At 71.6% G+C, this 13881-nt stretch carries 10 protein-coding genes; 3 read left to right on the top strand and 7 right to left on the bottom strand.

Features of this window, described 5'->3' with window-relative positions:
* The 5 genes from ACFV6E_RS02545 to ACFV6E_RS02525 form a co-directional block, all read right to left on the bottom strand.
* On the bottom strand, positions 1–975 hold the full coding sequence (locus ACFV6E_RS02545; protein ID WP_385458920.1) for an HpcH/HpaI aldolase/citrate lyase family protein: 975 nt from the start codon (positions 973–975) through the stop codon (positions 1–3).
* Positions 972–3044 (bottom strand): protein meaA, encoded by a 2073-nt coding sequence (locus tag ACFV6E_RS02540; RefSeq protein WP_385162068.1) that lies wholly within the window; start codon positions 3042–3044, stop codon positions 972–974. The genes ACFV6E_RS02545 and ACFV6E_RS02540 overlap by 4 nt, the downstream gene beginning before the upstream one ends.
* A 93-nt stretch (positions 3045–3137) precedes the next feature.
* A complete protein-coding gene (ccrA, locus tag ACFV6E_RS02535; protein ID WP_385162014.1) occupies positions 3138–4475 on the bottom strand; it encodes a crotonyl-CoA carboxylase/reductase in 1338 nt (445 codons plus the stop codon).
* Positions 4476–4889: 414 nt separating this feature from the next.
* The gene (locus ACFV6E_RS02530; protein ID WP_385162012.1) at positions 4890–5702 is read right to left on the bottom strand and encodes a TetR family transcriptional regulator; all 813 of its coding nucleotides are present in this window, start codon (positions 5700–5702) and stop codon (positions 4890–4892) included.
* A gap of 136 nt (positions 5703–5838) precedes the next feature.
* Entirely contained in the window at positions 5839–7644 is a 1806-nt protein-coding gene (locus tag ACFV6E_RS02525; protein ID WP_385162010.1) for a 3-hydroxyacyl-CoA dehydrogenase family protein, read from the bottom strand.
* Between the two features lie 722 nt (positions 7645–8366).
* Here ACFV6E_RS02525 and ACFV6E_RS02520 point away from each other — a divergent pair.
* On the top strand, positions 8367–8957 hold the full coding sequence (locus tag ACFV6E_RS02520) for an adenylosuccinate lyase (protein ID WP_385162008.1): 591 nt from the start codon (positions 8367–8369) through the stop codon (positions 8955–8957).
* A gap of 81 nt (positions 8958–9038) precedes the next feature.
* Here the strand turns inward: ACFV6E_RS02520 and ACFV6E_RS02515 are convergent, their stop codons facing one another.
* Positions 9039–9437, bottom strand: a complete 399-nt coding sequence (locus ACFV6E_RS02515; RefSeq protein ID WP_385162006.1) for a RidA family protein — start codon at positions 9435–9437, stop codon at positions 9039–9041.
* Between the two features lie 45 nt (positions 9438–9482).
* Positions 9483–10532, bottom strand: coding sequence for an Rv2578c family radical SAM protein (locus ACFV6E_RS02510; RefSeq protein WP_385162004.1), 1050 nt, complete (start codon positions 10530–10532; stop codon positions 9483–9485).
* Between the two features lie 162 nt (positions 10533–10694).
* On the opposite strand from ACFV6E_RS02510, the gene ACFV6E_RS02505 reads away from it, so the two are divergent.
* Entirely contained in the window at positions 10695–11138 is a 444-nt protein-coding gene (locus ACFV6E_RS02505) for an SRPBCC family protein (RefSeq protein WP_385162002.1), read from the top strand.
* 226 nt (positions 11139–11364) lie between these two features.
* Entirely contained in the window at positions 11365–13743 is a 2379-nt protein-coding gene (locus ACFV6E_RS02500) for an MFS transporter (RefSeq protein WP_385458918.1), read from the top strand.
* The last annotated feature ends 138 nt before the right edge of the window (positions 13744–13881 follow it).

Below are 13881 nucleotides of genomic sequence, written 5' to 3'. Positions count from 1 at the left end.
TCACGCCTCCGGGGCTTCGAACGTGCTGGTGCGCTTCATACCGGCGGCCCGGCCCTTGCCCGAGACGACCAGCGCCATCTTCCGGCTGGCCTCGTCGATCATCTCGTCGCCGAGCATCGCGGAGCCCTTCTTGCCGCCCGCCTCCGACGTGTAGTACTCGTACGCGTCCAGGATCAGCTCGGCGTGGTCGTAGTCCTCCTGCGAGGGCGAGAAGATCTCGTTGGACGCCTCGACCTGGCCCGGGTGCAGCACCCACTTGCCGTCGAAGCCGAGGGCGGCGGCGCGCTGCGCGACCTCGCGGTAGCCGTCCACGTTGCGGATCTGGAGGTAGGGGCCGTCGATCGCCTGGAGGTTGTTGGCGCGGGCGGCCATCAGGATCTTCATCAGGATGTAGTGGTAGGCGTCCGCCGGGTAGCCGGGCGGCTGCTCGCCGACGACCAGTGACTTCATGTTGATCGACGCCATGAAGTCGGCAGGACCGAAGATGATCGTCTCGATACGTGGACTGGCTTGAGCGATCTCATTGACGTTGTTGAGTCCCTGCGCGTTCTCGATCTGGGCCTCAATACCGATCTTTCCGACCTCGAAGCCCATCGTCTTCTCGATCTGGGTGAGCAGCAGGTCCAGGGCGACGACCTGCTGGGCGTCCTGGACCTTCGGCAGCATGATGCAGTCAAGGTTCGGGCCCGCGCCCTCGACGACCGTGACGACATCGCGGTACGTCCACTCGGTCGTCCAGTCATTGACCCGCACGACGCGTGTCTTGCCCGTCCAGTCGCCCTCGTTGAGGAACTTGACGATGGTGTGCCGCGCCTCGGGCTTGGCCAGCGGTGCGCACGCGTCCTCCAGGTCCAGGAAGACCTGGTCGGCGGGCAGGCCCTGGGCCTTCTCCAGGAAGCGGGGGTTCGAGCCCGGGACGGCCAGGCACGAGCGGCGCGGGCGAAGGCGGTTGACCTGCGGTGCAGGGCTGGTCATGCGGGAACCTCCAGGGGGTCGAGCTTGTTCGCTTTCCGGATCTCGTCGACGATACGGCCGATGATTCCGGTGATGTCGAAGTCCTTCGGGGTGAAGACCGCGGCGACGCCCGCCGCCCGCAGCCGCTCGGCGTCCGCGTTCGGGATGATGCCGCCCGCGATCACCGGGATGTCGGCCGCGCCGGCCTCACGCAGCCGCTCCAGGACGTCCGGCACGAGCTGCGCGTGGGAGCCGGACAGGATGGACAGGCCGACCGCGTGCACGTCCTCGGCGAGCGCCGCGTCCACGATCTGCTCGGGCGTCAGCCGGATGCCCTGGTAGACCACCTCGAACCCGGCGTCACGGGCCCGCACGGCGATCTGCTCCGCGCCGTTGGAGTGCCCGTCCAGCCCCGGCTTGCCGACCAGGAAGCGGAGCTTGCCGACGCCCAGGTCCCGCGCGGTGGCGTCGACCTGCCGGCGCACCTCGGCGAGCGCGGTGCCCTCCTCGGCGGTGACCGCGACCGGGGCGGACGAGACGCCGGTGGGGGCGCGGTACTCGCCGAACACCTCACGCAGGGCGCCGGCCCACTCGCCGGTCGTGACCCCGGCGCGGGCGCACTCCAAGGTGGCCTCCATCAGGTTCTCCGTGCCCCTGGCCGCCTCCTTCAGCCGCTCAAGGGCCTTGCAGGGGCGCGGGTGGTTGAACGGCGGCTGGTAGCGCGTGTCGCGCCAGTCGGCGAGCGCCGCCGTCACCCGGGCCTCGACCGCCGGGTCGACCGTGTGGATCGCCGCGTCCAGGTCGGCCGTCAGCGGGTTCGGCTCGGTCGACTCGAAGATGTTGACGCCGACGATCTTCTCGGTGCCGCCCTCGATCCGCGCCCGGCGCTCGGCGTGCGAGGAGACGAGCTGCGACTTCAGGTAGCCCGACTCCACGGCGGCCATCGCGCCGCCCATCTCCTGGATGCGGTCGATCTCGGCGAAGGACTCCTCGACGAGCTCCGCCACCTTCGCCTCGATCACGTGCGACCCGGCGAAGATGTCCTCGTACTCCAGCAGATCGCTCTCGTGCGCGAGCACCTGCTGGATGCGCAGGCTCCACTGCTGGTCCCAGGGGCGCGGCAGCCCCAGGGCCTCGTTCCAGGCCGGGAGCTGCACGGCACGCGCGCGTGCGTCCTTCGACAGCGTCACGGCCAGCATCTCCAGCACGATCCGCTGGACGTTGTTCTCCGGCTGCGCCTCGGTCAGGCCCAGGGAGTTGACCTGCACGCCGTACCGGAAGCGCCGCTGCTTGGGGTTCTCGATGCCGTACCGCTCGCGGGTGATGCGGTCCCAGATCCGGCCGAACGCCCGCATCTTGCACATCTCCTCGATGAACCGGACGCCCGCGTTCACGAAGAAGGAGATCCGGGCGACGACATCGCCCCTGCGGTCCTCGGCGACCTGGCCCGAGGCGAACACTGCGTCGAGCACGGCGATTGCGGTCGACATCGCGTACGCGATCTCCTGGACCGGGGTGGCCCCCGCCTCCTGGAGGTGGTAGCTGCAGATGTTGATCGGGTTCCACTTGGGGATGTGGTTCACCGTGTACGTGATCATGTCCGTCGTGAGCCGGAGCGAGGGACCCGGCGGGAACACATGGGTGCCCCGCGACAGGTACTCCTTCACGATGTCGTTCTGCGTCGTGCCCGACAGCTTGGTGATCTCGGCGCCCTGCTCCTCGGCGACGACCTGGTAGAGCGCCAGCAGCCACATGGCGGTGGCGTTGATCGTCATCGAGGTGTTCATCTGCTCCAGGGGGATGTCCTGGAAGAGGCGGCGCATGTCACCGAGGTGGGACACCGGGACCCCGACCCGGCCGACCTCGCCGCGGGCGAGGATGTGGTCGGGGTCGTAACCGGTCTGGGTCGGCAGGTCGAAGGCGACCGACAGACCCGTCTGGCCCTTGGCGAGGTTGCGCCGGTACAGCTCGTTGGACGCCTCGGCGGTGGAGTGGCCGGCATACGTGCGCATGAGCCAGGGCCGGTCCCGCTCCCTTTCTTTTCGCGCCTGCGGCTGAGGGCGCTCTGTGCCGGTGTCGACGTTCCTCAGCCCGCGGTCGCTGCGCTCCCTTGTCTTCGTCTCTTTCGACATCGGCGCGCCCTCAGCCGCAGGCGCTGGCTCTCGCTCGGTCATCGGCGGCCCTCAGACGTTCCGGAAGCGGTTGATGGCGTCGAGGTGCTTCGCGCGCTTCTCCTCGTCGCGCACGCCCAGGCCCTCGCGGGGCGCGAGCGCGAGCACGCCGACCTTGCCCTGGTGGAGATTGCGGTGCACGTCGTACGCGGCCTGTCCGGTGTCCTGAAGTGCGTAGACCTTCGACAGCGTCGGGTGGATCTTCCCCTTGGCGATCAGGCGGTTGGCCTCCCACGCCTCGCGGTAGTTGGCGAAGTGGGAGCCGATGATCCGCTTCAGCGACATCCACAGGTAGCGGTTGTCGTACTCGTGCATGTAGCCCGAGGTCGAGGCGCAGGTGGTGATGGTGCCGCCCTTGCGGGTGACGAAGACGGAGGCGCCGAAGGTCTCGCGCCCTGGGTGCTCGAAGACGATGTCGATGTCCTCGCCGCCGGTGAACTCGCGGATGCGCTTGCCGAAGCGCTTCCACTCCTTCGGGTCCTGGGTCCGCTCGTCCTTCCAGAACCGGTAGCCCTCGGCGTTGCGGTCGATGATCGCCTCGGCGCCCATCGCCCGGCAGATGGCCGCCTTCTGCTCGCTGGAGACGACGCAGATCGGGTTGGCGCCGCCGGCCAGCGCGAACTGCGTGGCGTACGAGCCGAGTCCGCCGCTCGCGCCCCAGATCAGGACGTTGTCGCCCTGCTTCATGCCGGCGCCGTTGCGGGAGACGAGCTGGCGGTAGGCGGTGGAGTTGACCAGGCCGGGGGCGGCGGCCTCCTCCCAGCTCAGGTGGTCGGGCTTGGGCATGAGCTGGTTGGACTTGACGAGCGCGATCTCGGCGAGCCCGCCGAAGTTGGTCTCGAAGCCCCAGATGCGCTGCTCGGGGTCGAGCATCGTGTCGTTGTGGCCGTCGGAGGACTCCAGCTCCACCGACAGGCAGTGCGCGACGACCTCGTCACCGGGCTTCCAGGAGTTGACGCCCGGGCCGGTGCGCAGCACGACGCCCGCGAGGTCGGAGCCGATGACGTGGTACGGCAGGTCGTGGCGCCTGGTCAGCTCGCTGAGCCGGCCGTAGCGCTCCAGGAAGCCGAAGGTCGACAGCGGCTCGAAGATCGAGGTCCACACCGAGTTGTAGTTGACCGAGGAGGCCATGACGGCCACCAGGGCCTCGCCCGGACCGAGTTCCGGCACCGGCACGTCGTCCAGGTGGATCGACTTGCGCGGGTCCTTGTCGCGGGTGGCGAGGCCGGCGAACATCTCCGTCTCGTCCTTGTGCACGGTGATCGCGCGGTACGACTCGGGGAGCGGCAGGGCGGCGAAGTCGGCGGAGGTCGACTCCGGCGACTGGATCGCGTCCAGGATTTCCTTCACGGTGTTGCCTCCGGCGAAGTGGCGTCCTTGAGGGAGGGCGCTGAGGGTTACGTCGGTGCTGATCGAGGTGAGGGGTGAGGGTGAGGGGGGTGCCGTCGGTTCGGCGGAGGTGGTGCTCGGCAGCGCTTTGTGGCGCGAGAGGTTGCCTGTGACGCAGGCGTCCGGGCGCGCTCGCCAATGGCTTGCGGGGACAGCCGGCGTACGAAAGGTCTCTGCACGCCGGCCGCCCGGACACCCTCAACGTATGGCACGCCGTGTCACATGACAAGGCACTGAGTGTCAGAAGTTGCGCTCAGGTGAAATCTTTACGCAACAGATGAGCGATGATCGATCAGAAGGGGCCGCGAAAAGGGCGCAAAAAGGCCGGACGGGCCCAAAGGGCGCGTCCGGCCTCACCAAAGAAGCGGTGCGGAGCTAGGGACGGTTGCGCAGCGCCTGCTCGATCGTGCGCATCACGTCCTCCAGCGGGGCGTCCACCCGGGCCACCGTCACCAGTACGTCGCCGTCCGTGGAGGCGGCGGCAGGCGCGGAGCGCGCAGCGGTCTCCCGGCCCGCGCCGATTCCCGTACCGAACGTCTTGCGGACGATGGCGAAGGCGTGGTCCAGCTGGGCCTCCACGTCGCCCTGGCCGCCCGCCCGCAGCCAGCGCCGCAGCACGTGGTTGTGCGCGGTCACCACGGCGGAGGCGGCGACCTCGGCGAGCAGCGGGTCGTAGTTGGCGTCGTCGTCGTGCGCGTGCTCGTCGAAGTGCCCGAGGAGATAGCGGGTGAACAGACGCTCGTAGCGCGCCACGGAGGCGATCTCGGCCTCGCGCAGGGTCGGCACCTCGCGGGTCAGCTTGTAGCGGGAGACGGAGACCTCCGGCTGGGCCGCGTACATCCGCATGACTTCCTTGATGCCGCGGCACACCGTGTCGAGCGGGTGCTCGTGCGCGGGCGCCGCGTTCAGCACCGCCTCGGCGCGGACCAGGGTGTCGTCGTGGTCCGGGAAGATCGCCTCGTCCTTGGACCGGAAATGCCGGAAGAAGGTGCGGCGGGCCACCCCGGCCCGGGCCGCGATCTCGTCGACGGTGGTCGCCTCGTACCCCTTGGTGGAGAACAGCTCCATGGCGGCGGCCGCCAGTTCCCGGCGCATTTTGAGCCGCTGCGCGGCGGCGCGGCTGTTCGCGGCGGTCTCCGGCGCATCGGTCGTAGCGGCTGTACGTGAGGACTTGGCGGGCTGGGACATGACCCGAACGTACTGCATGTGCGCAGGTATGTGCGCAGGTCCCCGAATCCCCCTGCCTCCGGCGGGCGCGGGGCCCGCGCCCGGACCGAGGAGCCCGCCCCAGCCGGCGGACTCCCCGTACCCGTCCCCGTCCGCCTCAGCGGCGGGCATATTCGCGGAAGCCACGGCCGGTCTTGCGGCCGAGGCAGCCCGCGGCCACCAGGTGTTCGAGGAGCGGCGCCGGGGCAAGGCCCGGGTCACGGAACTCCCGGTGCAGCACCTGCTCGATGGCGAGCGAGACATCGAGGCCGACCACGTCGAGCAGTTCGAACGGACCCATCGGATAGCCGCCGCCGAGCTTCATCGCGGCGTCGATGTCGTCGAGCGACGCGTAGTGCTCCTGGACCATCTTGATCGCGTTGTTGAGGTACGGGAACAGCAGCGCGTTCACGATGAAGCCGGCCCGGTCGCCGCAGTCCACCGGGTGCTTGCGGATCTTGGAGCACACCTCGCGGACGGTGGCGTGCACGTCGTCCGCGGTCAGCACCGTGCGCACCACCTCGACCAGTTTCATCGCCGGGGCCGGGTTGAAGAAGTGCATGCCGATCACGTCCTGCGGGCGCGAGGTGGCGCGGGCGCAGGCGACGACCGGCAGCGAGGAGGTGGTGGTGGCCAGCACCGCGCCCGGCTTGCAGACCTTGTCGAACGCGGCAAAGAGCTGCCGCTTGACCTCCAGGTCCTCGGCGACCGCCTCGACGGCGAGATCGACGTCCGCGAAGGCCTCGTACGAACCGGCCGGCGTGATCAGTTCCAGGGTCCGCGCCGCGGCCTCGGCGGTCAGCCGGCCCTTGTCGACCGAGCGCGCCAGCGACTTGCCGATCCGGGCCTTCGCGGCCTGCGCCTTCTCCTCGCTGCGGGCGGCGAGCACGACCTCGAACCCGGCCTTGGCGAAGACCTCGGCGATACCGGAGGCCATGGTGCCCGAGCCCGCGACCCCGACCGCGCGCACGGACCGGCCGCCGGTCCCCGTCTCCCCGGCGGCCGGCGTCAGCGCGTCCGGCACGACCGTGGCGCTGCCCGGCGCCTCGTAGGTGTAGAAGCCGCGCCCCGCCTTGCGGCCGGTCAGGCCCGCCTCGCTGAGTTGCTTGAGGACCGGGGCCGGCGCGTGCAGCCGGTCGTGCGACTCCGCGTACATCGCGTCCAGGACCGTGCGCGCGGTGTCGACGCCGATCAGGTCGAGCAGCGCCAGCGGACCCATGGGCAGGCCGCAGCCCAGCTTCATCGCCGCGTCGATGTCCTCCCGGGAGGCGTACCGGGCCTCGTACATCGCGGCTGCCTGGTTGAGGTAGCCGAACAGCAGCCCGTCGGCGACGAAGCCGGGCCGGTCGCCGACCGCGACGGGCTCCTTGCCGAGTTCGAGCGCCAGATCCGTGACCGCGGCGACGGCCCCCGGCGCGGTCAGCACCGAGGAGACCACCTCGATCAGCCGCATGGCCGGGGCCGGGTTGAAGAAGTGCAGGCCGAGGACGCGTTCGGGGTGGGCCGAGTCGGCGGCGAGGCGGGTCACCGACAGCGCGTTGGTGCCCGTCGCGAGGACCGTCTCCGGCCGCACGACCGAGTCGAGCGCCCGGAACACCTGCTGCTTGATCTCGTACGACTCCGGGGTCACCTCGATCACCAGGTCCGCGTCGGCGGCCGCCTGGAGGTCGGTGAAGGTGCGGAAGCGGGCGAGGACGTCGTCGCGCTCCCGCTCGGTGAGCCGCCCGCGCCGCACGGCGCGGGCGGTGGAGGTCTCGAGCGCCGTGACGGCCTGCGCGGCCGCGGCCTCGCTGATGTCGATGCCGACGACCTCGCGGCCGGCCCGGGTGAGGACCTCGGCGATACCGGTGCCCATCGTGCCGAGGCCGACCACGGCGACGGTCCGCAGCGCGGAGGGAGGGGTGTGGGACAGGGGAGTGGCCATCGCGGGACTCCAGGAAGAGGGTGACGACTGAGGGCCGCACGCGTTTGCGCCGGCCGGCGCACGGCGTGCGGGAGGTGCGCGAACTGCGCGGGGTGCGGGTGGGGCCGGGCTGACGAGCGCACACGCCCGGCGCCGTCCGGGACGTCGCCTGGGCGGGCCCCTGTGGACGGTGAAGACCGGCAGGCCCTGTCCCGGAGCCGTGCCGCACTGAGGTACCTGAGGTACCGAACCGACTGGCTCTCGCGGCGGCTGCGTCACCAGGCCACCACGAGCGAAGACGCGAGTGGGTTACTCGCTCGTCCGACATTAACCCGCCGGTAACGAGCGCGCCAGACCCCCCGGTTGCCCGCGGGGTGTGATCTGTCTCCCGTGACCGCCGGTGCGCGGAACCCGGCTGGGACCCGGGGGAAACCGGCGCGGGACCGGACCGGGGTACGAAGCTGAACCGGCGGCGGGGCCGGGTCGGGATCGGGAGTCGAACCGGCGGCGGGGGCCGGGTCGGGGTCTGGAGTCGTATCGGCTGCGGGACCGGACCGGGGTACGAAGCTGAACCGGCGGCGGGGCCGGACCGGGATTCACAGCTGAACCGGCGGCGGGGCCGGACCGGGATCCGGAGGTGAACCGGCTGTGCGACCGGCTTCCGGTTCGGTGCGGGTGCAAAGCGGCGCGGATGTCCCGCGACCCCGGCACGGCCCCGCCGGGCAGGCTCTAGGCTCGGCGCCATGGACGAGGAGTTGCGATCACTCACGCAGCGTCTGCGCGGTGAGGCGGGGGCCTCCGCGGCGTACGACCGGCTGCTGGCGAGCGGGGACCTCGATGAACTGGCCGCCGCCCTGACCGAGCCCGGACAACCGCTCTGGGCCAGGGAGTTGGTCGCCTTCAGGCTGGGCCTCGCGGGGGACCGCAGGGCCTTCGAGGCGCTCGTCCTGCTGCTCAACCACCGCGATCCGCAGCGCTGCGCCTCCGCCGCGTACGCGCTGGCCCGGCTCGGTGACCCGCGCACCGCCCGCGCGGCGGCCGCCCTCGCCACCAACGAGCTGCGGGTCGCCTACGCGCTGCACCCGGTGCGGCTCCTGGTGGAACTGCGCGCCCCCGAGGCGGTCCCCGCGCTCATCACCACCCTGCGGCGCAGGCTGCGGCCGCACGACCCGTACCGGAGAGTCGCGCTGGCCTGTGTGGAAGGGCTCGGGACGCTGGGCGACGGACGTGCCAGACCCGTGCTGAGCGACGCCCTGGCCCACCCCGTGCTCGCGGAGGCGGCCGTCCACGCGCTGGCAAAGCTGCCGAGGCCGCCGAAGCCGCCGAAGACCTGACCTCCGGGACGGGACCCCGCACGGACTCACCGTCGCCCGGGACGCCCGTCCTGCCCGGTCAGGCGCGCGCGCCCCGCCCGTTCACTCGCTCACGATCGCGTACGCCTCGATCTCCATCAGGAACTCCGGGCGGACCAGCGCCGCGACCTGGACCGCGGACGCGGCCGGCAGCCGGTCCTCGGGTATGTGCGCGGCGCGGGCCGCGCGGACGGCGGGCATGTGGGCCATGTCCGTGACGAAGTAGGTGAGCTTGACGACGTCGTCGAAGCCGGCGCCGGCGGCGGCCAGACAGCGCCGCAGGTTCTCGAAGACCTGGCGGGCCTGCGCGGCCGGGTCCCCCTCGCCGACCACCTCGCCCGCCTCGTCCAGGGCCAGTTGACCGGAGACCGCCACGAACCGGCCGGTGCCCGCGACGACATGGGTGTACGCGGCGGCGGGGGCGACGCCGCCGGGGGCGGGAATGCGTGTCAGCTCACTCATGCGTCCATGGTGGACCATGGGTCCGACAACGCCCCGGCGGGCGCCTCAGAGCAGCGTGAGCTGGGTCGGCTCCGCCGGGTGCTCCGCCACCGGTGCCGCCGGTTCCGGCAGGTCGATCCGGCGTGCGGCGCCCGCGCGCGCGGGACCGATGCCGTACTCGCGGGCCAGCTCGTGCACCTGGCGGGTGATCCGGCGCTGGTACCACTTCGGCGCGTACGAACCGTCCGCGTACAGCCGCTCGTAACGGCGCACCAGGTACGGGTGGTTCCGCTCCAGCCACGCCATGAACCACTCGCGGGCGCCGGGCCGCAGGTGCAGCACCAGCGGGGTGACGGAGGTGGCCCCGGCGTCCGCGATCGCCCGCACCGTGGCGCGCAGCTGCGCCGGCCGGTCGCTCAGGTAGGGCAGGACGGGTGCCATCAGGACGCCGCAGCCGATGTCGTGCCCGCTCAGTGTGCGCACCACGTCCAGGCGCCGCTCCGGCGCCGGTGTGCCCGGCTCGACGGTGCGCCACAGACCGGGGTCGGTGAAGCCCACGGAGACCGATATCCCGACGTCGGTGACCGCGGCGGCCTGCTTCAGCAGGTCGAGGTCGCGCAGGATCAGCGTGCCCTTGGTCAGGATCGAGAAGGGGTTCGCGTGGTCGCGCAGGGCGGCGATGATGCCGGGCATGAGGCGGTAGCGGCCCTCGGCGCGCTGGTAGCAGTCCACGTTGGTGCCCATCGCGATGTGCTCGCCGTGCCAGCGGCGCGAGGCGAGCTGCCGCCGCAGCAGCTCGGGCGCGTTGACCTTGACCACGATCTGGGAGTCGAAGTCGAGCCCGGTGTCGAGGTCGAGATAGCTGTGCGTCTTGCGCGCGAAACAGTAGACGCACGCGTGTGAGCAGCCCCGATAGGGGTTGACCGTCCACTCGAAGGGCATGCGCGAGGCGCCCGGCACCCGGTTCACGATCGACCGGGCGCGCACCTCGTGGAAGGTGATGCCGCGGAACTCGGGCATGTCGAAGGTACGGGTGGTCACCGCGTCCGTGCCGAACAGCGCGGCCTCCCGGGCCCGGTCCCCGGCGTGGTCCGCCGTGAGGTTCTCCCAGCGCATGGCGCCTCCTCGGTAGCTCTGGCCCCAGAATAGAACATGCGTTCCCTTGATCGTGCGAGGCACTCTCCCCGTGTCGTCGTGCGCCCCCCGATTTGGGGACCCCGGCCGCCTGGTGGTTGGCTGGCCGCGAACCCCGAGGAACCAAGTGCTGGAGGAAGTGCAATGGCGCAGGTCGAGGCCACGACTGAGCGGGTCATCGCGGCGGACGCGGAGAATGTGTTCGACGCCCTCGCCGACTACAGCGGCACGCGCGCGAACCTGTTGACGGAGCACTTCAGCGAGTACGAGGTGCTCGAGGGTGGCGACGGGGAGGGCACCCTCGTCCACTGGAAGCTCCAGGCCACCAGCAAGCGCGTGCGGGACTGCCTCCTCGAGGTGAGCGAGCCGACCGACGGCGAGCTGGTCGAGAAGGACCGCAACTCCTCCATGGTCACCACCTGGCGGGTCACCCCGGCCGACGCGGGCAAGGCGCGCGTCGTCGTCACGACCGTCTGGAACGGCGCCGGCGGCATCGGCGGCTTCTTCGAGCGGACCTTCGCGCCCAAGGGCCTGGCCCGGATCTACGACGCCGTGCTCGTCAAGCTCGCCGCCGAGGTCGAGAAGTAGCGGGGAACTGACCCCCGCTCGGCCCGAGTTGGCCGAGCCGGCCGTGCGGGCGCCTTCCCGGGTCACCGTTTCGGGTGGTTTTCCGCACGGCTCCGTCGTACGCCGTAAGGCTCCGACCGGCGATTATGCCCGTCTGGCCCGTTTGAACGGGAACTCATCGTGGTTGCCCCCACTTGTCGCGCAATGCGAGAAATGGGCCCCGCAGGCGCGACGAGGGGAGCGGTACGTGGGCGGGACGACGCTGGTGGAGACCGGTCAGGAGGCGGCTCCCGCCGCCGACGCGCCGGCCCCGACACCCCCTCAGGACCCGGCGGGCCTCGGCCCCCGCCGGGTCCGCCTGGTCTTCACGGGGCTCATGCTCGCGCTGCTGCTCGCGGCGCTCGAGCAGATGATCGTCGCCACCGCGCTGCCGAAGATCGTCGGCGAGCTGCACGGCCTGGACAGGATGTCCTGGGCGATCACCGCCTACCTCCTGACGTCCACCGTCGGACTGCCCGTCTACGGCAAGCTCGGCGACCTCTTCGGACGCAAGGGCGTCTTCCAGTTCGCCATCGTCGTCTTCGTCGCGGGCTCGGCGCTCGCGGGCCGGGCGCAGTCGATGGACCAGCTCATCGCCTTCCGCGCGGTCCAGGGCGTCGGCGCGGGCGGCCTCATGACCGGCGTGCAGGCGATCATCGCGGACATCGTGCCGCCCCGGGCACGCGGCCGCTTCATGGGCCTCATCGGCGCCGCCTTCGGCCTCGCCTCGGTCGCGGGCCCGCTCCTCGGCGGCTACTTCACGGACCACCTCTCCTGGCGCTGGTGCTTCTACATCAACGTCCCCTTCGGCCTGGTCACCCTCGCCGTGATCACCGTCGTCCTGAAGCTCCCCAGGCCCGCCGTCAGGGCCCGCCTGGACGTCCTGGGCACCCTGCTGCTCGCCGCCGCCTCCACCTGCCTGGTCCTGCTGACCAGCTGGGGCGGCACCGAGTACGCCTGGGACTCCCGCGTCATCGCCGCACTCGCGGCGGGCGCCGCCGTCGCCACCGCGCTCTTCCTGCTCGCCGAGCACTTCGCACCCGAACCCCTCGTCCCGCTGCGGCTGTTCAGGGACGGCGTCTTCAACGTCACCGGGCTGGTCGGTCTGGTCATCGGCGTCGCGCTGTTCGGCGCGGCCAGTTATCTGCCGACCTTCCTGCAAATGGTCGACGGGGCCTCGGCGACGGAGTCGGGGCTGCTGATGCTGCCGATGACGGGCGGCATCGTCGGCGCCTCGGTGATCTCCGGGCAGCTCATCAGCAGCACCGGGCGCTACAAGGTGTACCCGGTCCTCGGCAGCGCCCTGGCGGCCGTCGGCATGTGGCTGCTCTCGCACCTCGGCACGGACACGCCCCGGCTGCACTACAGCATCTGGATGGCCGTCCTGGGCGCCGGCATCGGCATGGTGATGCCCGTGCTGGTGCTCGCCGTGCAGAACTCCGTGCGCCCCGCGGATCTCGCCACCGCGACCAGCGCGAACAACTACTTCCGGCAGATCGGCGGGAGCGTCGGCGCCGCCGTCTTCGGCACCCTCTTCGCCGGCCGGCTCGCCGACGCGCTCGAGAACCGCCTGCCCGCGCGCGCGGGCGGCGCCCCCGACCCCGAGGCCATCACCCCGCAACTGGTCCACGCGATGCCCGCCGCGCTGCGCGACGGCTACGTCCGGGCGTACGCCGACGCCATGCCGCGGATCTTCCTCTACCTCGTGCCGGTGCTCGTCCTCGGCCTGCTCACCGCCTTCTTCCTCAAGGAGAAACCACTGGTGTCCCACAACGCCCCCGCCGAGCCCGAGGCCCCGGCCCAGGTGCCGCCGGCCCGCACGCACGCCACCGGAGTGCCCGTGTGCGGCACGGTGCAGCACCCCGACGGCACGGTCGTGCCCCGCGCGGCGCTCACCCTCATCGACGCCGGGGGCCGCCAGACCGGACGGGGCGCGAGCGCCGAGGACGGGCGGTACGCGCTGGCCACCCCGGGCCCGGGAGCGTACGTCCTGATCGCCGCGGCGGGCGGTCACCAGCCGCAGGCCGTGCAGGTCACCGTCGGCGAGCGCCCGGTGGAACTGGACGTGGTCCTCGGCGGCGCCGGACGGCTGGCCGGCAGTGTTCTCACCGCGGACGGCACCCCCGTGCGCGAGGCCACCGTCACGCTCACCAACGTGCACGGGGAGGTCGTCGCCGCCACCCGCAGCGGCCGCGAGGGCGGCTACCTCATGACCGACCTCGTCGCGGGCGAGTACACGCTCGCCGCGGGCGCCCCCGCGTTCCGCCCGGCCGCGCTCCCGGTCACCGTGCAGCCCGCGCGCGAGACCCGGCAGGACATCGAGCTGGCCGGCGGCGCCGTGCTGCGCGGCACGGCGCGGGCGGGCGGCGGACGGCCCGTGGAGGACGCGCGCGTGACCCTCCTCGACGCCGCGGGCAACGTCGTGGACACCCTCACCACCGGCCCTGACGGAACGTTCCGTTTCGTCGATCTCGCCTCGGGTGAGTACACCGTGATCGCGGCGGGCTACCCGCCGGTGGCCACGGTGCTGCGGATGGCGGGCGGCGGCCGGACGGAACGGGATCTCCAACTGGGTCACGAGGACTGACCGTTGCCGCACGGGCCGCCGGGGACGGCGCGGTCCGCGGGCACCGTGCCGTCGGCCCCGGGTCAATTCCGGCGTTGGCGCACATCCAAACCGGCCACCGCCGTACGGTGGTGAGAACGACACAGATCATGCGGATCC

The organism is Streptomyces sp. NPDC059785 (assembly GCF_042732375.1).
Taxonomy (GTDB): Bacteria; Actinomycetota; Actinomycetes; order Streptomycetales; family Streptomycetaceae; genus Streptomyces.
Note: the sequence above shows the minus strand (reverse complement) of the source record. Positions and strands in the feature narration are given on the sequence as shown.